Here is a 21,301-nt window from a genome sequence, read left to right on the forward strand (position 1 = left end):
AGAGGAGAGATTCAGCGGAAGGACAGATCATGGTGTAACACCCTTTCGTTGCGCCAGACACACATACCGAAAGATAACGGGAATCGGGAATTCCTCACTCCTTGTAACTCATCAATTTGTGCGTGCCGTTCAACTGCACGATAGAGCCCGCGTACGCGAGCTCAACGGACTTTCCCCGCTCGTCCAGCACGTCCACGCGCGTACCGCTCCACACCTCGAAGGATGCGTATTTCTCCACTCCTTCGACGAAGCGTAAGCGTGTGATCGAGTATCTGCGCCCGCCGAGGTCACGCAACATGCGCCTGAGTCCCTTGTCGCTTTTGATTGCGAGATTCCTCCAGGCAAAGCCTTCGGGGACGTTCATCGCCGGATCGCTCATGGGAAATTCCGGCCATAGCCAATGCTGAAATTCCTCTTCCGTCACCAACAGCGAAGCCAATGTCGCAGTGTCGCGCTCGGCGATGGCGCTGATATAGATGGAGAACAGCGAATCAACCGTCGGAAATACAGGCGAGAACTTCCTGGCGCGAACGGAGTCCGGCAGTTCGCCCTCGGACTTCTGATCGACCGTTGCGTCGTCCGCCGCGGCGTGCGTATTCTTTTCGCGCTGGCCGCAACTCGCCAGGAGAAGCACGGTGAGGAGAAGAAGAATGCGTTTCATACGAGCTGAGAATAATGTGGCCGTGCGCGTGAGAATGCGGATGCGTCGGCATCAGTACAAAATAGGGAAACAACGGAATAATCGTGAGGCCAGAGGCGGGGGCCCGCACCGTGTCCGGTAACGGTATCCCGCCCCTGGCCTCAGCGCCTGAGATCAGGGGACACGTTCGCGTTTAGTTCTTCGCGAAATTCGTCCAGCCACTCAACCAGTTCGTCGCACCATCGAAGGCGCCGACATACGGGGCGGCGGTAAAGAAGCCCTTGCTCATGGGATCCATTGTCGGATCGGCCGCACCGCTCAATGCAGGGCTACCCGCCTTCGGACGGGGATCAGGCGTGGTAAACACGATGCTGGTCAGCATGGGATCCGCTTCGCGGGTGTTCCACTCGGCGGGAATGCTCTGCACGGTCGTGCCGGAGCTGGTACGATGCGCGTAGCCGCCCTTTCCGCCGTGGAAAATCGAGTTCTTGATGTAGGATGCGCCGCTGGTCATGTGACCAATGGAGCCGCTGCCGTCCACCACGGCCGAGTAATTGCCGAAGTTGGTAACAAGCACGTTGGCAAATCGGGGTTGGCTGTTACGACGAATGTAGAGACCGTCGTTGTTGTCATCATTCGCCTTTTCCTTGCCCGTACCGATCACCGTCCAGTTGTAAATGAGCGGGCTGGTCAGCGTCTGTGTGCCGTCGTACGAGAGACCGTCGGCGCCGCTGGTCGGGGCGGTGGTCATGTTGCTGCTGCCGGAAGCGTCGTTGTCCATTTCGAGGCCGCGGTTCGCAAGATCGGGATCCTGCAGGGCAAGGAGGAATTGCAGCTTACCGGAGAAACCATAGTCCATGTCGAATGCATCGTCGTCGTTGCCGGAGCTGACAAGCCACTTGCCGTTCACGGTACCACCGAACCATTCGAAACCGTCATCGGCGATGAAATGTGTCTGCACATGCTCGATGATGGTGCCGGTGCCGACGCCGTTGAGCGTGAGGCCGTTGATTTCATTGTCCGGTGTAATCTTGGTGCCGCCGTACTCGATGCGCACGTAACGAAGAATACCGCTGTTGTCGTCGGCCTTTGCGCCGCCATAGGCGCCGGTGTTGCCTTCGCCGACGCCGGTGCCGCCCGGCCAGTTGGTGGGTGCCAGGCCATTGAGCACGATACCGCCCCAGTCGCCACGCTTGCGCTGGCCGGCGGGCTGGCTGGAAGTAAAGATGATCGGTTTGGACGCGGTGCCGTCGGCAATGATTTTACCGCTTGCCTGATTGCCGCTGCCACGCACGGTGATGAGCGCGCCCTTGGTGGCGAAATCACCTTCAATGCGCGTCCCGGCGGGAATGGTGAGCACGGCACCGGGCTGCACGAGCACAAAGCCCTTGAGCACGTAGACGCTGTCCGCATTCAGGGTGCGGCTGCCAAGAATGTTGCCTGCGAGTTCCGCGCGTGTGTCGGTGGGGTTGGGATTGATCGGGGTGCTGTCGTCGTCGTCGCTGCAACCACCGAAGATCAACGCACCGGCAAGAGTACCGAGCGCAAGAAAACGGGTGATGGAAGACATACAAAAAACTCCGGTAATGTAATAAATAGTGTGAGTGAACGATGCTGGTCCCGGGTACCGACGTCGCGGGAGGGGATGGGCATCAGCCCATCCGCACCCCGTACGACATCGTGTCCGAGAAGACAATTCTCATGTTACAGGCTGTAGGACAAGCCGAGGGAGAACGACCGGCCTATCGAATACCGCGAGGTCTCCAGGTCGCCCATGCGGAAGATGTAATCCTCATTCAGGAGGTTCTTCATGGCGAGCTTGACGCTGACGGTTTCCAGAACTTTCTGCGCTATGGTGAGATCGAGCTGATTGCGGGCCTGTTCGTACGTATCGTCATACCCGCTGGTGCCGATCTCGCGAATGCGTTCGCCGAGCAGATTGTAGAACAGCATCACGTTCGTGCCCGTCGGTGCGCTGTACCCGAGCGAAAGATTTACCACATACGGCGACATCCCTTCGAGCGGACGTTCGCTGTTGGCGAAGCCGGCGGCCGACAGGTAGTCGAGCCCCGGAATGGCGCGCACCGCGAAGTTCTCGTCCTTACGGAATTCGATGCGCGACTGCACCAGCGTGACATTCATCCCGACGTTGAAATTCTCGAGCAGGTCGTGAGCGAAGCCGAGATTCTTGCGCACCTCGAATTCGAGGCCGACATTCTCCGCGTCGTTCGCGTTGATGGGGATGACGAAGTTGTTGTTGGCGCTGGGATACAGCACTTTCTCGATAGGATCGTTGAACTGCTTGTAAAATGCGCTCACGGCGACGATTTCACCCGGATTGGGATACCATTCCCAGCGGACATCGTAATTCTGAATGTCCGTTTGTTTCAGCGCGGCGTTGCCGAAGGTGCTCGTACGATAATCGTCGAAGCGGAACGGCGCCAGCTCGCGGAATTCGGGACGGGCAATGGTCTTGCTGAACGCCGCGCGGAGATTCATGTTCGGTGTGACGGTGTAGACCAGATTCACCGCAGGCAGAATGTTCGCGTCTTTCAGGGAGGCATTCATATTTTCGGGAGACGTCACGCCGAAAGGATCGAAGGACGTGACTTCCGTAGCGATATTCTCGTAGCGGGCACCGGCGATCATACGGAGCCGGTCGGTCAGGGCGAGGTCAATCATGGCATACCCCGCGAAGGTGGCCTCGTCGGCATCGTAGGAATCATTGGCGGCGGTGGCATCGAGAAATTCGATATTGCCGGCGGCGACGTTTTCCGGTGTGAACAGTTCTTCGGGCGACAGATATTGCGATGCGCTGTTCACATTGCTGAACAAAAATCGGCGGGCGCTGAATTCGCGTGTGCGCACATCCGCCAGCGCTCCGACTTTAACGCGGCTGTTCTGACCCAAGGCGTTGACGGGAACAATCCAGTCCAGCCCGGCGCTGTAGCTCTGATCGTTGAGATCGGAGAAAAAGCGTCCGTTGCCGCTGCCGAAATTGTTGGGCAGGAAATAGCGGCCGGTGCTCTGCTCCAGCGCGTACACGGTTTCACGGTTGTCCGGTTCGTCGCGCTGTGCCGTGGCTATGGACGCGCGCCATTCCAGACGCGAATCGAGTGTGTTCTTCATCTGATGTTCGCCCGACAGCACGGAGGAGAAAATGGTGCGTCCCACGAACTGGAGACGGGACGAGCGATAGAAACCGGAAGATGATCCCTGCGCGCTGTAGCCGTCAATGAGGCGAGCCTCGTCGTCGGACGAGCGGTTGAAAATGGACTTGACGCTGATTTTATCGTTGTCGGAAAGACGCGTGCTGAGATTGAGCAGAGCGCCCCAGAGCACGGAGTTCGTTCCCTGGCGCACGGTGTAATCGTCCTTGAGCTGGGCGACACCGGTCGCGGGATCAATTTCCTGCGTCGGATAGCGCTCGCGTTTCTCGCGGTAGCTGGTTTCGGCGCTGTAGGACAGCGAGGCGAGATACCCCACCGGCAGCGAGCCGAGTGTGAACTGATCACCGATGGAGAAATTCACACCGAGATTCGGCGCGGCGGTACGGTTTTCCGGCGTCCACTGATTGTTGAACAGTCCCAGCAGTCCCGCGCTCTGTGCGGCGGTGGGACGGTTCGAAGGAGGCGTGGAGGGCACGGCCGAAGGCAACGAGCGCGTGCCATCGTCAAAGCCGAGGAAATCCGTCGCACCGCCCGTGTATCCGGGAATGGAAGCGGACGAGGTATTGGTGTTGAAACCCGTGGAAATACCCGCGTTCATCGTGAACGCCGTGGGAAATTCCCGTGTATTGATTTTTACCAGACCGCCGGAGAAATTTCCGGGTTGATCGGGGGTAAAGGTTTTCGCGGTAATAAGATTCTGAATCATATTCGAAGGAAAAAGGTCGAACGGCACCACCTTTTTCTCGGGTTCGGGACTGGGAATAGACACGTCGTTGAGCTGTGTGTTGCTGTAACGCTCGCCGAGTCCGCGCACGTAGGTGTATTTTCCGCCGACGACGGACACACCGGTGACGCGCTTGACGGCATCGGCTGCATCGGAGTCGGGAGAGCGTTTGATCTGTTCTTCACTGATGGCGTCGCTCACGCCGGCAGCTTTTTTCTGCAACGCCAGCAGCGCGGCCTCGGAATTGCGCACGGCTGCAGCTTCCACCACAACCTCTTCCATTTCAAAAGTCTCGGACTCGAGCGAGACGTTGATCGTCGTCGGCTTGCCGGCGACCAATTCCACTCCGCGGACCAATTTCTTCGTATAGGAAACGTAGGAAATCTGCAGATCATACTTCCCGGCCGACAGGTCCCGTATCAGGTACACTCCATCGAGATCGGTGGTTGCGCCTTTGCTTTTACCGACGAGCAGCACGTTGGCGCCGATGAGGGGCTCTCCCGTCGCGGCATCCACGACCTTACCGGAGACGCTTGCGTTCTGGGAGAGCGCGAGAGAGGGGAAAAACAGGACCAGAGCGACGAACAGTCGCCGCCATTTGATGAACTTGAGCATGGTATGTCTTCTCGGACATGAATGAAACATGCTTCAAATTATCCCCGCCGTGTTAGGGGTTTATTAGCGATGCGTTTGTTTTCGGTGTGAAATGCGGCGGGGAGGGTGAAGGGTGAATCGTTAAGCGTTAAACGTGAAACGTTAATCGTGAAACGTGAAACGTGAAACGTTAATCGTGAAACGTTAATCGTGAAACGTTAATCGTGAAACGTTAATCGTGAAACGTGAAACGTTAATCGTGAAACGTGACACGAGACGCCAAGCCCGAAGGGCGACACCTCCTGTACCCCCCAACGGCAGCTGGGGGCCGCACGCCACTCCTGCCGATCCCAAGCCCGAAGGGCGACACTTGGAGAGGTAAAGGGTGAAGGGTGAAGAGCCCGAAGGGCGACACTTCCACCAACCCCACACGTGAGTGTGGGGGGGCACACGCGACAGCAGCCACGACCTCCCAAGCTCAGCCTAGGCTGACGACACCTCCTGTACCCCCCCAACGGCAGTTGGGGACCGCACGGCACTCCTGCCGATCCCAAGCCCGAAGGGCGACACTTGGAGAGGTAAAGGGTGAAGGGTGAAGGGTGAAGGGTGAAGGGTGAAGAGCCCGAAGGGCGACACTTCCACCAACCCCACACGTGAGTGTGGGGGGGCACACGCGACAGCAGCCAAGACCTCCCAAGCTCAGCCTAGGCTGACGACACCTCCTGTACCCCCCCAACGGCAGTTGGGAGCCGCACGCCACTCCTGCCGATCCCAATCCCGAAGGGCGACACTTGGAGAGGTAAAGGGTGAAGGGTGAAGAGCCCGAAGGGCGACACTTCCACCAACCCCACACGTGAGTGTGGGGGGGCACACGCGACAGCAGCCACGACCTCCCAAGCTCAGCCCAGGCTGACGACACTTCCTCTAACCCCCAACGGCAGCTGGGGGCCGCACGTCACTCCTGCCGATCTCAAACCCGAAGGGCGACACTTGGAGAGGTAAAGGGTGAAGGGTGAAGGGTGAAGAGCCCGAAGGGCGACACTTCCACCAACCCCACACGTGAGTGTGGGGGGCACACGCGACAGCAGCCACGACCTCCCAAGCTCAGCCTAGGCTGACGACACCTCCTTTACCCCCCAACGGCAGCTGGGGGCCGCACGCGACAAGCACCCAACGCGCCAAGCCCGAACAGCGGATGCAGTCCATTGTGCGGGCATCCGAAACGTACTCGCGTGCTCTCCGCTCTCTGCTCTCCGCTCTCCGCTCTCCGCTCTCCGCTCCCGCTCTCCCCGCTCACTCTTTCCCGAACAGCGTCCGGTACATCAAACGATAGATTTCGGTGTTGTCCACCGATGCGGGGAGGTGTTCCGCATTCAGGCCATGCGCGCGCGCGACAATGGCGCCCATGACGTCTTCTTCGCACGCCCAGGCGATGCCGAAGCGCAGGCGTGTGCCGAAAGCATCGGGAGCGGCGGTGAACGGAAGCGTCGCGGTCCCGCCCATGCCATCCAAAGGTGATCCGTTGTCCGTCACTGTCGGAAGTGGCGCATCAAATTCCTCCGCTGCCCGAACGCTGTACACTTCCATGCCCCCGGCGTCGCTGTCAGCCGCCGTCAGCAGCAGCGTCTCAGGGTGTCGTGCGATGTACTCCAAGGCCACCCCGATTGCCTCATTTGCACGCGACAGCGCGGTCAGGGCGCCGATTGCATTGTTGTCGTTGGCGAAGTTGTCGGATCCTTCCTCTTCGACGACGAGTATAAACTGTTTCCCCATTTTCTGAAATATGTTCAATGTCGCGGCGGTCATTTCCGCGACCGTGGGCGCGTCTGGTTGATACAGCGGGAGTCCCTTTGCTTTCAACTCCTCCTCGCTCATATCGTTGAAGGTGTGCTTCGCCGCGAACACGCCGAGGAGCTTCTCTACCCCGTCGGGAAGAGCGAGTAATTCGTCGCGGGTGAAGATCACGGTGTAGCCGGCGGCCCGCGCTTCTTCGATCAGGTTACGGCCATCTTTCCGCACTCCTTCTCCGCCATGACGCCCGCGCTGTCCGGCGGGAAGAAGCAGATTCTCGCCTCCGCCCATGATGACATCCACGCCACCGGCAAGGAGCTTTGCGGTGATGGTGTCGGTGGAAGCCCTGTCGAAAGCGCCGGCAACGAACACCGCGGTGCCGGGCTCCGCGAGGTGACCGCTGTTGATCAGTCCCGTAACGATACCGCGTTCTATCGCTTCGGTCATGATGCTCACTGTTCTTCCCGTCGGCGTCGTCACAGGTTTCTCCGGAACATGCCCGAAGGTGTCGTAATCCACTTTCACCCCGAAGGCGTGCGTCGTCGCGCCCGCATGCGAGGTGCTTCCGGCGGAATTGCGCTGATGCCCGCGGTACAAACCCAGACGCTCCATGCGATCCCAGTGCAGCATGCCGTCGGGACCCTGCTCCAGCAGCCGCAGCGCTCCCCACATGGAAGCGCCGCTGCCGTCCGGATGAATGAATATGACATTGCCGGTGAGCGCCTGCTGGGCGATTCCCTTACCGCCGATGATCGCGATGAGCGCAAAAAAGCAGAGGACAAAAGATGTTCGCACGAGAGCACTTCCGGCTGGTGATACAGTACATGGAAGATACTGATGTCGCTTCTTCCGCCGGAAGGTTCGGATGTTAGAATTGTATAAGAAATCCGGAAGGAAGCAGAGAGCGAAGAGCAGAGAGCACGGCCGCGGGAGAGTGCTCCCATCGTGCAGACACCGCACGTCGGGAGGAAAGTGGAAAGCGTAGAGCAGAGAGCACGGCCGCGGGAGAGTGCTCCCATCGTGCAGACACCGCACGTCGGGAGGAAAGTGGAAAGCGTAGAGCAGAGAGCACGGCCGCGGGAACCCGCGAGTCGTCCAAGCACCTCAGTTCAGCAAGTGCGCGGGTACAGGAGCAAACAAGAGCCAATCACCCGATGTAGTTCATTGTGCAGACATCCGAAACGCAGCAGCGTGCTCTCCGCTCTCCGCACTCACCCGCTCCTTTCAGGGAAACAACCCGAGTTGCGTGAGTATGTCCGTGGCCTTTTGCGCTTCGCGTGAATTGGGTGCGACGCGACGACACTCCGCGAGCATGAGAACGGCTTCGTCCTTTCTGTTCAATTCCTCAAAGAGGATCTGCGCCAGCTCGATGTACAGTATCGGGAACGTACGATCGTCCCGCTGCATGGACAGTCGGTAGAATTTCGCCGCATACTCGAATTCCCGCGCCTGATTGTGCAGACGCGCGGCGGCGAGCAGCAGCGCGGCATCCTGTGTCTGTTCGTCAATGGATTGCCGGGCGGCGGCGGCTACCTCGTGCGGCGGCAGGCCCGGCGTGCTGAACGTCAACAGAAGGGCTTCTTCCTTCCACTGCGGAATATGAGGACGGTATTTCTCCAAGTACTCCGCCGCCAGTTCGGCCTCTCCAGACTGGAAGCCATAGAGCAGCGCCTTGGAAGCGTTCTCGCGCAGGATCTGTGCGTCCAGTGCGGCGACGCTGTTGGCGGGGGCCGGTGCGGTATACTCGCGCAGGTACTGCCCGAACAGCCAGTGGAAATCCTTGCGCCGCAGCTCCGCATCCGTGTTTTCAACGGCAAGCGTCGAGTATTTCGTGTATGTGGTGATTTTCTGTACGCCGGTAGCGGCCATCTCTTTCAAAATGTCGCGCTGCCGGTCGCGGTCGCGCACGGAGTGATAAAACTTCCGCAGATTCTCCAGTCCGGTGTAGGTGTTCAGCGGGAGCAGCATGTCGCGGTCGCGCTGCAGAGCGTCTTCAAGCCGCGCCGCGGACGCCTCCTCGTCGAGATTGACGCGGAACCAGGTGTACACACTGCCGAAAGACGTGAGCAGCAACGCGGCCAGGAGTACAGGTAGCGAGATGGATTTCAGCGCGTGCGCGTCGAGCAACAGGAGAATGGTGAAAAACAACAGGCCGAGCAGCGGGATGGTCATCAGATCCCAGTCGCGCAGCAGCCCGAAGGTGGTGTTGCCGAAGAGCAAAAGCGTCAGCGCTGCGGCGGCCGCGGTGGCGCCGAAAAGCAGCGCGGGCGATTTCCAGCGCTGACTGCGACGGAATACGATACCCATCACCGGAAGCAGCACGACGAGCACTCCACCATTGAGCAACAACAGGTTCACTATGTCGAGAATATGCGCAAACGAAAACACGGTGTAGCTCTGCGTCCCCTGCACCATGCCGCGTTCAACCAACTCGGAGGGAAGTAACGAGAGCAGGTAGGGATTGTACCCCGCGATTCCGCCCGCGACATACAGCACGATAACCGCGGCCGGGGCCAGCAGACTCAATATCAGCGCGGCGCGCGTGAGCGGAAGTGCGCCACCCTCGCCCCGGTAACGCCAATGAAGCAGCAGAAGCCAGGCCGGAATGAACACCGCCGCCGATGCCCCGAACAGTATGGCTGCGAGCAGGAACAGGCCGGGCATGATCACCGAAGATCTTTTACGCAACGCCCTTATAGACGCGAGGAAGAACAGTACCGTGAAGGAATAACTGAGCGCGTACAGCTCGATGTAACCGAAAAACATCAGCGATGCCGCGCTGAGCAGCGCCGTGGAAACCAGCAGCACGGCAACCGACCGACGTTCGTGCATGCTGAACAGAAAGGCGCCGACAAGCACGATCACCAGGCCACCCAATCCGAGAACCAGGAAAGGCCAGCGCACATTCTCCGGCTGATAGCTGACCGACAACCAGTGGATGAGCTGTCCCGTCAACCACGATGTCGGTTTGATCAAGGCCGTCTGATACCCGGCGTCCGCCGTGATACGGAAAATCTCCGTGGCGTAATACGCACCGTCCCCCAGAAAGGCCCAGGCCACTTGCTGATACCATGCGAGTGCGAGCAAACCGGCGAGCAGCAGCAACCCGGTGACGAGGCGCGGCCATGCGGCACCCCACGCGGTGCCTCCCGAGATCAGACGCATAAGCGCCATGCGCACCGGCGGCACGAGCAGCACGAGCGGCAGGCTGAGCACGGCGACGACGTCCCAGCTCAACGGGAGATACGCCGCATAATCCAGTCCCCAGAGCCGCATTGATCCGCCACCAATCAACGTGGCGAGCCCACGAAGCAGCACGAACACGGCGACCGTCGCGAGCAGGATGTGATCCGTGCGTGACAGGGTGAGGTTTTCGGGTTCCATGCGGCGTTTCTCGCTTGCCGCGGCGCTTTTATTCTCTTTCGGTTTGGCCATAAGGACTGCCTGCGGTGTATGCTCGGGATGTGCAAAATGTCGGTTCTGAACAATTCGTAAGTTATTGCCGCGATGCATGAGAGACAAATTGCATGGCCGGGGACGCGTGATGGTGGTTGCGCACGGCGGCGAGGGTAGTCCCCTCCCATGACATCGAGGGTGTAGTGCGCGAAAAGACAGCCAACCTCGTCACCTTCCGTCATATTAGCAGTCCGCACAGGCGGATTGGTGGGCACACTTCTTATGACATCGAGGCGGGACCTACTTTTCTCGTACGTTTCGGAACGAATCATGCTTCGAGACGCCACCGGACAACGTTGGAGCATCACCTTGAGATTTTGCCGCGGTTCAGCCTGAGGCTGATCAGCATGACGAGCTTAGTTGGCGCCGATTCGGAACCCGATGTCATGCCTGAAATGGACCGGTTTCCGCCCAGGCGGATTGGTGGGCACACTCAGGGTGACCGTGTTTGCGTCGATTTCTTCAAACCAATGTCACACTCGATATAAACCGTCAGCCTCAGGCTGATGGTTACCCGACTCAACGTGACGATTTTTGTTCGCATTTTTTTAATGTCACACGCGATATACACCAGTGTCCGCCACGACGGATTGCGGGTCACACCTGGCGTCCTGAAACGAAATTCGATGCGTAACTGTTGTAATTTATTGTCCGGGTATTGATGTCCATTTGTTCAGCAACGTAACGTATCCGATTCAAGCAGTTCACATGATTCTGTCCGGCATTCTTACGGTTTTTCTCCTCGCCGCTCTTGCGCCCCTGCTGCACCGTGTGCTGCGGAACAAGACAGGCATAGTGTTGGCGATACTGCCCGCAGGGTTTTCCGTGTGGATTGTGTGGGCGATGGTCGGCGGTGCGTCGGACGCCCTGCCTTTGGAGTCGTGGGAATGGGTGCCGTCGCTCGGCTTTGTTCTGAGCTTCCGGCCGGACGGACTGAGTCTGCTTTTCGCGCTGCTCATCAGCGGTATCGGCGCCATCGTGCTCGTGTACGGCGGTGGTTACCTCAAGGGGCACAGAGATCTCGGCCGCTTTTACGCTTTCCTCTTTCTCTTCATGGGTTCGATGCTCGGTGTGGTGCTGTCCGACAATCTCCTGGTGCTGTTCGTATTCTGGGAACTGACCGGCGTCGCATCGTATCTGCTCATCGGCTATTACCATGAGAAGGAAGAATCCCGGAAATCCGCTCTTCAGGCCTTGCTCATCACAGGTGCCGGAGGACTCACCCTGCTCGGCGGCATCATTCTTCTCAGTATCGCCGGAGGAGGATTTTCCATCACGGACCTCGTGAGCAAGGCCGGCGACATCCGTTCGCACGCTCTGTATCTTCCCGCCCTGCTTCTGATTCTGATCGGGGCGTTCACGAAGTCCGCCCAGGTACCCTTTCATTTCTGGCTTCCCGGCGCGATGGCCGCGCCGGCGCCGGTGAGCGCGTATCTGCATTCCGCGACCATGGTCAAGGCGGGCGTTTTCCTCCTCGCGCGTCTGACACCCGTGCTGGGCTACACCGCCGAGTGGCATTACCTGGTGACGCTCGCCGGTGCGGCCACGATGATCGTTGGTGCGGTGATCGCCTACACGCAGACCGACCTGAAGCGCCTGCTCGCGTTTTCGACCGTCAGTGCATTGGGGACGCTGGTGATGCTGCTGGGTATCGGCACCGAACTGGCGGCGAAAGCGGCCATGGTGTTTCTCGTGGTGCATTCGCTGTACAAAGGCGCGCTGTTCATGGTGGCCGGAAGCATCGATCACGAGGCGGGGACGCGGGACGTTCGTTCGCTGCGGGGATTGATACACGTGATGCCGATGACAGGCATCGCCGCGGGACTTGCCGCGCTTTCCATGACGGGCTTCCCTCCCCTGCTCGGCTTCATCAGCAAAGAGCTTATGTACGAAGCGAAAATGCAGGCGCCCGACGCTTCGCTGCTGATACTGACCCTGGGTGTCGCGGCAAACGCGCTCACCATAGCCGTGGCCCTCATGGTGGGGATTCGGCCGTTCCTCGGCAAGGCGGATCAGGTGCCCGCGGGCACACACGAGGGCTATCCCTCGCTGTGGGCCGGTCCGCTGTTTATGGGATTCGCCGGTCTTTTATTTGGCCTCTTCCCCGATCTGATCGCGGGACCGGTGCTCTCCCCCGCCGTGGCCGCCATACGCGCGGAGCATGTCGCGCTGGAACTCCATCTCTGGCACGGCATCAATCCCGTGCTGCTGCTCAGCATCGCGACGGTGATCCTGGGCGTCGCGCTGTACGCGTTGCGCGAGAAAAGCCGTTTGCTCGCCGGGACCTGGGCGCCTCCGCAGCGCCTGCGGCCCGGCGCAGTGTATCAGCGCGCGGTGGCGCACCTTCCCGCCTTGGCGGCACGACTCGCCGGCACGCTGCAAAGCGGCTATCTGCGCACCTATCTGGTCATCGTCCTCTCCGCGTTCATCGTGCTCATGGGCACGGCGCTGCTGCGCCTGCACGCATGGCCCGTGATGGACGGCTTCGATGACGTAACGCCCTTCGAATGGGGTCTGGTGCTGCTCATGCTGGCGGCGATACTCGTCGTACTGTTTTCCCGCACGCGTCTCGCCGCACTCGCGGGATTGGGCATCGTGGGATACGGCATTGCGGTAATTTTCATCTTTTATGGCGCGGCGGACCTCGCCATTACGCAAATTCTCATCGAAACACTCACGGTCATCATTTTCGTCCTCGTGGTGTATCATCTTCCGCAGTTCACGCATCGCTCCCCCAACGCGACACGGGTGCGCGACGGCGTTATCGCGGTGTTTTCCGGCGGCATCGTGACCGCGCTGGCCCTGCTCGCGGCGGATGTGCAGCTCTTTCCCTCCATCGCCGAGTCCTTCGCGCAGAAAAGTCTGACCGAAGGATTCGGAAGAAATGTGGTGAATGTGATTCTTGTGGATTTTCGCGCGCTTGATACGCTCGGTGAGATTACCGTGCTCGCCGTAGCGGCCGTCGGAGTCTTTGCGCTGATCCGTTTGCGTCCGCTGAAAAAGGAGGAAGGAAAGTGAATTCCGTCATCCTCCGCATCGCCGCGCGCCATCTCACGCTCATGCTCCTGCTCGCATCGGTCATCCTGCTGCTGCGCGGACACAACGCGCCGGGCGGCGGCTTTATCGGCGGATTGCTCGCGGCCTCCGCCGTGGCCCTGCGCGCCATGGCCTGCGGTGTGGACGACGCGCGCCGGCTGCTGCGCTTCGATCCCCGCACGCTGATCAACGGCGGATTGCTCGTGGCGCTGAGCAGCGGATTGCCGGCACTGTTCTCGGACCAGCCGTTCATGACGGGGATGTGGATAGTCCCGGAACTGCCGCTGATCGGCGCGCTCCCGCTCGGGACGCCGCTATGGTTCGATCTGGGCGTGTACTTCGCCGTGATCGGTTTTACGCTGACGATCTTTTTCACGCTGGCCGAGGCGCCGGGAGAGAAACAGACATGACTATCCTTCTCTCCATATTGAGCGGCGCACTGTTCGCGGCGGGCGTGTATCTGTTGCTGCGGCGCAATCTGATCCGCATCGTGCTCGGTCTCATTTTCATCGGACATGCGGCGAATCTGCTCATCCTGCTGTCGGACGGCCTGAGCAAGGCCGCGCCGCCGATTATCGCGCAAGGGCGGCAGGTGCTCGAGCCACCGTACGCGGATCCTCTGCCACAGGCGCTGATTCTGACCGCCATCGTCATCAGTTTCGGCGTGTTCGCGTTTTTTCTCGTGCTCATCAAGCGCAGCTATCAGGTGCGCGGCAGCGACGACATCGATCAGTTCCGGGAGAGCGGCACATGATGCTCATGCTCCCCATACTGCTGCCATTGGCCGGTGCCGCGCTGTCGTCGCTTCTGCGGGCACGCATGCTTGCGCAGCATATCATCGCCGGAGTGGTCACTGCGGGCATGCTTCTGGTGAGCGTACTCCTGCTGCACCGCGTGCAGAGCGAAGGCATACAGGTGCTGCAGGTCGGCGGCTGGGATCCCCCCTTCGGCATTACGCTCGTCGCGGACACGTTTTCGGCATTGATGCTGCTGTTGACCGCGCTGCTCGGCTTTGCCGTGACGGTGTATTCCTTCGCGGGTATTGACGAGCAGCGGAAGCAGCACGGCTATTTCCGTTTGCTGCTCGTCCTGCTGATGGGTGTATCCGGTGCGTTTCTCACCGGCGATCTGTTCAATCTCTACGTCTGGTTCGAGGTCATGCTCATCGCATCCTTCGTGCTGATGGTGCTGGGCAGCGAGCGCGCACAGCTCGAAGGAGCGATCAAATATGTGACGATGAACTTGCTGGCATCGGTGCTGTTTCTGATCGGCATCGGCGTGCTGTACGGCAAAACGGGATCGCTGAATTTCGCCGATCTCGCCGTACGCCTGAGCAGCAATCCCCAGGGAGCGCTGGTGAACGTCTCGGCCGTGCTCTTCCTCATCGCCTTCGGTATCAAGGCGGCGGTCTTTCCCTTCTTTTTCTGGCTGCCGGATTCCTATCATGTGCCGCCTCCTGCCGTCACGGCCATATTTTCCGGCCTGCTCACCAAGGTCGGCATATACGCGACATTACGGACTTTTTCCACCATTTTCGTGCACGATCAGGGCTTCACGCAGCCGTACTTCCTTATCGTCGCGGGACTGACCATGGTGATCGGCGTGCTCGGCGCCGTCGCGCAGGGCGAGATGCGGCGGCTGCTCTCGTTTCACATCATCAGTCAGATCGGCTACGCGATGATGGGTATAGGGATATTCACCGGGGCCGCGCTTTCGGGCGTGCTGTATTTTACCCTACATGTCGCCATAGCGAAAGCGGGGTTGTTCCTCGTCGCGGGATACATACTCGCGGTACACGGAAGCACGACGCTGAAGGACCTCGGCGGTCTGCTCCGCTCTTCGCCCTTCGTCGCCATACTTTTTCTCATCCTCGCGCTGGCGCTTGCGGGACTGCCGCCGCTGTCCGGCTTCTTCGCGAAATACGCGCTGATACAGGCGGGGCTTGAAGCCGGCAGTTATGTGATAGTCGCGACGGCGCTGGCCGTGAGCGTGTTGACGCTGTTCTCCATGACGAAAATCTGGGGCGAGGCCTTCTGGCGCGAGCGCGACGGCGACGCGGCCCCAAGCGCCGGAGCCCGCACGCTGCGGAGAGGAGACAGCTGGCTGCTCATCGCGCCCATCGTACTGCTCGCGCTATGCACCGTGGCGATGGGCGTGGGCGCGCAGTACGTGTTCGATCTCACCGACCAGGCCGCGCGCGAGTTGATCGATCCGGCACGGTACATCCACACCATACGCGGAGCATTGCCATGACGTTGTTTCGCTTGCTGACGCCCCGCAGATTGTGGAAGGCCCTGCTGTTCGCGATTTTTTACATCGAGGAGATGATACTCTCGAATTTCCGCGTCGCCCACGACGTGCTCACGCCGCGCGATCATTTCCGGCCGGGTATCGTCGCGATACGGCTGCCCGAACTGAGCGATGTACAGCTCATCGTGCTGACCAATCTCGTGACGATGACGCCCGGCACGATAAGCATGGAAGTGACGTACGACAGACGGACCTTGTACATACACAGCATGTACATCGAGGATCCCGAGACGTTGCGCAGACAGATTTGTCAGGATTACATCACACGCATACGGGAGATCGTCCCATGACGGAAGCGCCGTCCCCCCTGCTGCACACCGCCGCCACTATAGCGCTGGTGATACTGATGCTCTCGCTCGCCCTGGCGTTATGGCGGCTGGCGCGCGGCCCTGCCTTGCCGGACCGTGTGGTAACATTGGATCTTGTCGCCTCCATCGTGCTCGGGATCATTGCGGCATACAGCGTGCTGAGCGGAGTCGCGATATTTCTGAACGCCGCCGTGCTCCTGGCGCTCATCGCTTTTTTGGGCACGGTGGCATTCGCGCGCTATCTCGAGCGGGGTGTGAAATGATACCGGACATCATTGTGGCCGTACTGCTTCTGGGCGGCGCTGTCTTTTTCTTCACCTCCGCGCTGGGCACGCTGCGCTTCCCGGATCTGTACATACGCATGCACGCGGCCACCAAGGGCGGGGCCTTCGGCGCCGTGCTGATGTTGCTGGGCGTGGCGATGTATTTCCGCGACTGGTGGGTGGGCCTCGAAGTGCTGCTCGTGATACTCTTCATTTTCATGACCGCCCCCGTCGCCGGCCACATGATATCCCGCGCCGCTTATCTGCTCAAAACCCCCATGTGGGAAGGCACCGTGCTGGACGAGTGGAAGAAGGACATGGAAACGCGCAAGAGGGAGTGACGCGCGGGGTGATCGGTGCGGGGGGGGGATGGGGTAGCGCGGATGTCCGGGGAGATTTGGTTCGCGGGGGCATGCCGGAAGATCCTCGGATAGCAAGTGTTATAATCATCCATTAAGATGCGTATTCGTCAGCTAAATCTGAGTGTTTAGCCATTTTCGGATAACTTTTCGTCGAGAGGGATATGCAGAATGAGACGACTAAAGTCATCCAGTGCCTTATGACGCTTTCATTATTCACTATTCAGCTTAATGATCTCTGTCATGAGGTGAACCAAGTCAAATTCTAAGAGATTACTGTGCGAGTTCTATTGACCTGACGTTGATCATCTCGTCAACAAAAATCGTACATTAACCATGCATGTTTTTAATTATACCTCAAAAGGAAATTCGTGATATAAACTGCCTTTGAATCTCAGGAGATAGTTCTCTGTATTTCTCAATGAGCCAGTCAATCTTGAGACTATTCAAATGCTCCTCTAGCTTATGCTTAATCAACTCAAGACGAGATTGATGTTTATCAGCGAGGAACGCAGGAGGTAAATTAGCGCGAACGTGTAGATTGTTGATATCTGCCATATTTAGGCCATTTAATTCAGCAGCTTCTTTTTCTATATTATAAATCCACTCCATACTTTTCTCCTCTCTGTTTTCAGCTATCATTTTCTTGAAATTATCAATTGTCTCTAATGGTTCCCACGGTGGTTCGTCTTGGCCGACCGCTTCAAATACTTCTGATTTTAGTTTACTAGCGAGTGAATCAAACTCACTCCATGTAAGTCCATCATTATCTAACTGCAGATAGGTTTGTATATATATGCGTAAAGATCTACGCATCAACTGTAAATCATCAAGATCCTCTCTGCATCCTTCGAAAACAGAAAATAATTCATCGATTTCATTTTGAAGCTCTTCGGCGTCATTAAAAGAATTTATTGATGTTTGCCATAATCTTGAAGCACGACTCATAGTTTCATTTAATGAATGCTTAATTTCTTCAAGTCTCTCCGACAATTGCAGGCGCACATTTGCGATCTTAGGCATCTCGATATGTGTAGAAATGCTTCGAAGTTTGGCAGCATATTCGATGCCGACTTTCTGAAGAGCACGAAGCTCAGATATCCGTACAAATCTTGTTGCTTCAGCGTGGGTTGTGAGCCATAGGTTTACCTCCCTCAACATTTGGTTCGCAGAAGCTAGCAGTTCCGCTTTTCGTATAGCGGTATTGGTATATTTGACAAGCTCCTCCTCTAAATCGTCCAATTTTAATTTATTTAAACTTCCGCCCACCTTATGAATCATCTTGTGCTTAAATTCACCAACAGCATCAGGTGTCCCATCCTTTGGGGATTGCTTTTTGAGCCAATCTGGGAAGAGATTAATCAATGTTTGCCTAGAACGTTCAGCAATTGGTTTGATTTTCTCGATCTCATGATCGGACCATAATGGTTTATTTGATGTCATTCGGGATATCAAGTCAACAAGGTCAGCCGTGCCCCAAGAAAGCAAGGCAACGTCAAAGCGTTTGAGCCCATTATCAATTTTACTTATAGCGGATTCCTGTATTTCTTCATTTTTTTTCAATTCAATAAAGGCCGTTTTCCCTAACTCTTCGAGATGTAATTCTCGATAAGCCTGTGAGGGTGGCAGCGGTAGTCTTCTTTTTAATTCTTCCGCTTTAATGTACCAATCTCTTCGTTCAAAGTAGGTTTCAGCCTGTTCCCAATCGTCAAGAAGGCTTTCCCATTCTGAAGAAGAGCCTCCGGAAAGCATCAGTTCCACATCATGCAAACTGCTGACATCGATGAAATTTCCCCTAAAAACTCCTTCTTGGATCCATTCGGTAATCGTAACAGATCTTCCAGATTTAACGACAGAGAGCTTTTCACTTCGCGGGGCAACAAAAACTCCTAGGAATAGGCCAGCAGAGGCAATATTTGCCCCATATGGTGGCGCACAAAGTCCTTTTATTGATTCCTGCAAATGGATCCTTTTTTCGCCATTAGCAAGTTGTTCATCCCATTTTTCCGTAAGCCCCCTTAGTACTGGATGCTCTGGACGCATGCGGACAGAGCCATTTTTAGCAAAGACACCCCACGACTCGCGAAGAACAGAAGCTGCACGGTTCTGATCTTTTGCAGGTTTGGCCATTATAGAATTCCAGTCAAGTCGTCCCTGCAAAAGCTCTGCCGTAAAAATTTGGCAGGTTGTGGCTGCGTTCCCCCTTATCGTGGTGAATCCATCAAAAGGAAAGATGATTGGACTTTTGTATATTTTTGCAAAGATATCAGATCCGACACGCCCGAGTCGTGTCGATTCCATGGGTTCTTTAAAGGCTGTAACATATCGGCGCTGTTTAATCATTCCTTCAATGCGGGATTTAATGTCTGAACGCATTTTTTGTTTATGAGCCGGAATAAGGTTGCCAAACTTTGCGACGTCTTGAGCGCTGAGAGAGTCTTCCAAAATTGATAGCTCTGCTAATGATTGCCCTAATTTCCCGTCATCGTCGGAAAGCATTACAATCAATACGGGCTGGGCAACAATTCCGAAATCTTTTGCTATTGTTCTAAGAAGCATTGATGCATCACGTTCAACAACGTTAATATCTCTACTAGGCTCTACATAACAATAAATTACCGTCCCTCTCGGCTCGTCAATACTTGCTGCGCTGACCCATCGGTCCGAGGCCAATTTTACGTGTATTGGGAGGACATCAAGGTTTGATGTAATGGCTTGGTAGCGCCATTCTTTGGTGGTAATTTTATTTTCTTCGGCGAAATCGCATTCAAGATCACCTAGAAGATCACACCAGTCTCCCGCTTTTTTTGAAAATAGTGAAGCCTTGCCTGTTTCATCAAACGTACTTGCAACCCGCTGGCGAACATAAGCTAGAAACTGAGTTCGTGGTACAGCATCCCCTAGAATATCAAACTGCTTAAAAGCCTCGTCCCATTCAATTATGTTGAATTCTTCTCTTAAGAGCTTAAGCCCGTCATGGGCAGTCCTAGGGTGAAGTCCTGATAGTTCAGAGAGCGCCGTAATCGCCTCTTCTTGGCTAATAGATTTCATTCCAAGTTTTGAGGCAAGCACCACTGATCTTAGTAGTTTTAAAAGATCAGATGATAATTGTGCCCCATGGCGTGCTATTACCGAGGAGTATGAATGGGTAATAGCACCTTGTTGTCCGCCCTCTTCAGAAGTTATAAGCTCGTGTTGAAGTGCTTCCGACCAAAAATCCACCGGAGCCAGAAGTCCAACCTTCCCATTCTCAACGACACGATCCCTGTACCGATCAAACGCATCCCAAAGCAAAGCAAGAACCGACCGTTCCTGGAGATGCTTTCCCGCTGCAGCAAAATGGAAAAGAAGCCAGACAGCATAGGGTGAAAGGGGCCAGCAACCTTTACGGATGACACTGTGAAATTGAGCCAGATCCTTCCAGATTCTGTGATTTTGAGAAACCGGAAACCACCTAGAAATATTATCGATAATAAATTCAGATTCTTTTCTTGCAGCGTCATTTCCAAGAAGTTCTGTTATGTAATTAGTATCATTTTTTTCTATAAGGTTTGCGATTAGCGTTTCTAAGTTTATTGACAAGTAAACTTTGCTAGCAGTTTGATATCTTGTAACATAACGCAATATCTCATTTCGATGCTCTGGAGCGACCCGCTGTATGTATGCGTTTAATTCAAACTGAATAAACCCTACAAAACATACCTTGCTTGTATTGTTTTGGATTGCCTCGAACATGTCTTGAAGGACGCCACTGCCAGCAACATGACTTTTGACAGTGGCAAATTCCGTATATCTACCAAATTCGTCGAAAAGTATAGATATGCACTTAAATGGCTTTCCAACCCCACAATACTCACGTGATGCAACGTCTATAACATCCCTTACAGATTCTCCGCCTAATGCGGAAATTCTTATATTTCTGGATGCTAGTATTTTATAGACCTTGCTGTACGTTATGTCGTCTTGCTGCTTTAATTTTTGTAAAACATCATCGATGTTTTCAGCATCACATGCGACGAGCAACTCATCAACAACATCTTTATTGCCAGCAGCCATTTGAATCAAGCTTGATGCTTGAGCAAACCGGGGACGCAAATCATCGAGTGGGCGAGTATCCAAGTCGTGACTCTTGACTTGGTTCATAATTTGCCTGGAAACCTCAGAGGCCAAATCGAAACTTTGCATGCCATTCAAGGCTACCACCAAACATGGCTGACTAACTTCGGCGATCAAGGTCTTGAGGTCGGCCGCAATCTCACGGTCCGCAGATTCGATTCCTGACAAAATAGCATCAGCTTCAATTCCAGTTGGATTACCAAGAAGCCTGCCAAGGGTCAGACCAAGATGTGATTTTCCAGTACCATAACCGGCTATGGCGAGCGTAAAAGGCTGCTCCTCCAGCCCATAGCAGCGATGAAATATGGCTTTTACAAAGCTTGCCGTGTCCTGCAACCGATGGCCATGAGAAGTGCCAATATCTGTTTGAGAAACGCCATGGTAAGCAGGGCCGTGAAATACAAAGGCAGATGACGCAGCCAAAGCCTTAGCTTCGTCGGTTTCTAGCCAATCAATGTTAACGGCACCATTGAAAAGCTTATCTCCGCGAAAACGAACAATGTCGCCAAGCAACTTTAACATGGGCCATCTCCT

General features: G+C 56.2%; 13 protein-coding genes. 7 read left to right on the top strand and 6 right to left on the bottom strand.

Going from position 1 to position 21,301, the window contains the following annotated elements; translation table 11 throughout:
* Positions 1–94: 94 nt before the first annotated feature.
* The 5 genes from M5R41_06985 to M5R41_07005 form a co-directional block, all read right to left on the bottom strand.
* On the bottom strand, positions 95–661 hold the full coding sequence (locus tag M5R41_06985) for a hypothetical protein (protein ID MCZ7556128.1): 567 nt from the start codon (positions 659–661) through the stop codon (positions 95–97).
* 172 nt (positions 662–833) lie between these two features.
* Complete coding sequence (locus tag M5R41_06990) at positions 834–2,210, bottom strand: T9SS C-terminal target domain-containing protein (GenBank protein ID MCZ7556129.1); 1,377 nt, start codon at positions 2,208–2,210, stop codon at positions 834–836.
* Between the two features lie 134 nt (positions 2,211–2,344).
* The gene (locus M5R41_06995) at positions 2,345–5,149 is read right to left on the bottom strand and encodes a TonB-dependent receptor (protein MCZ7556130.1); all 2,805 of its coding nucleotides are present in this window, start codon (positions 5,147–5,149) and stop codon (positions 2,345–2,347) included.
* 1,272 nt (positions 5,150–6,421) lie between these two features.
* Positions 6,422–7,714: an alkaline phosphatase gene (locus M5R41_07000; GenBank protein MCZ7556131.1), complete on the bottom strand. Its 1,293-nt coding sequence runs from the start codon at positions 7,712–7,714 to the stop codon at positions 6,422–6,424.
* Positions 7,715–8,143: 429 nt separating this feature from the next.
* A complete protein-coding gene (locus tag M5R41_07005; GenBank protein ID MCZ7556132.1) occupies positions 8,144–10,354 on the bottom strand; it encodes a hypothetical protein in 2,211 nt (736 codons plus the stop codon).
* Between the two features lie 729 nt (positions 10,355–11,083).
* On the opposite strand from M5R41_07005, the gene M5R41_07010 reads away from it, so the two are divergent.
* The 7 genes from M5R41_07010 to mnhG are packed head-to-tail and all read left to right on the top strand — an operon-like array spanning position 11,084 to position 16,633.
* Complete coding sequence (locus M5R41_07010) at positions 11,084–13,393, top strand: putative monovalent cation/H+ antiporter subunit A (GenBank protein MCZ7556133.1); 2,310 nt, start codon at positions 11,084–11,086, stop codon at positions 13,391–13,393.
* A complete protein-coding gene (locus M5R41_07015; protein MCZ7556134.1) occupies positions 13,390–13,821 on the top strand; it encodes a Na+/H+ antiporter subunit B in 432 nt (143 codons plus the stop codon). The genes M5R41_07010 and M5R41_07015 overlap by 4 nt, the downstream gene beginning before the upstream one ends.
* Positions 13,818–14,165, top strand: coding sequence for a Na+/H+ antiporter subunit C (locus M5R41_07020; GenBank protein MCZ7556135.1), 348 nt, complete (start codon positions 13,818–13,820; stop codon positions 14,163–14,165). The genes M5R41_07015 and M5R41_07020 overlap by 4 nt, the downstream gene beginning before the upstream one ends.
* Positions 14,162–15,664, top strand: coding sequence for a Na+/H+ antiporter subunit D (locus M5R41_07025; protein ID MCZ7556136.1), 1,503 nt, complete (start codon positions 14,162–14,164; stop codon positions 15,662–15,664). Before M5R41_07020 ends, M5R41_07025 begins: the two co-directional genes overlap by 4 nt.
* On the top strand, positions 15,661–16,011 hold the full coding sequence (locus M5R41_07030) for a Na+/H+ antiporter subunit E (protein MCZ7556137.1): 351 nt from the start codon (positions 15,661–15,663) through the stop codon (positions 16,009–16,011). Before M5R41_07025 ends, M5R41_07030 begins: the two co-directional genes overlap by 4 nt.
* Positions 16,008–16,292, top strand: a complete 285-nt coding sequence (locus M5R41_07035; protein MCZ7556138.1) for a monovalent cation/H+ antiporter complex subunit F — start codon at positions 16,008–16,010, stop codon at positions 16,290–16,292. The genes M5R41_07030 and M5R41_07035 overlap by 4 nt, the downstream gene beginning before the upstream one ends.
* On the top strand, positions 16,289–16,633 hold the full coding sequence (gene mnhG, locus M5R41_07040) for a monovalent cation/H(+) antiporter subunit G (GenBank protein ID MCZ7556139.1): 345 nt from the start codon (positions 16,289–16,291) through the stop codon (positions 16,631–16,633). The genes M5R41_07035 and mnhG overlap by 4 nt, the downstream gene beginning before the upstream one ends.
* A 375-nt stretch (positions 16,634–17,008) precedes the next feature.
* Here mnhG and M5R41_07045 read toward each other — a convergent pair whose 3' ends face one another.
* Complete coding sequence (locus M5R41_07045; GenBank protein MCZ7556140.1) at positions 17,009–21,289, bottom strand: hypothetical protein; 4,281 nt, start codon at positions 21,287–21,289, stop codon at positions 17,009–17,011.
* Positions 21,290–21,301: the final 12 nt, after the last annotated feature.

Source organism: Bacteroidia bacterium (genome assembly GCA_027493955.1).
Classification (GTDB): Bacteria; Bacteroidota; Ignavibacteria; order SZUA-365; family SZUA-365; genus JAOSJT01.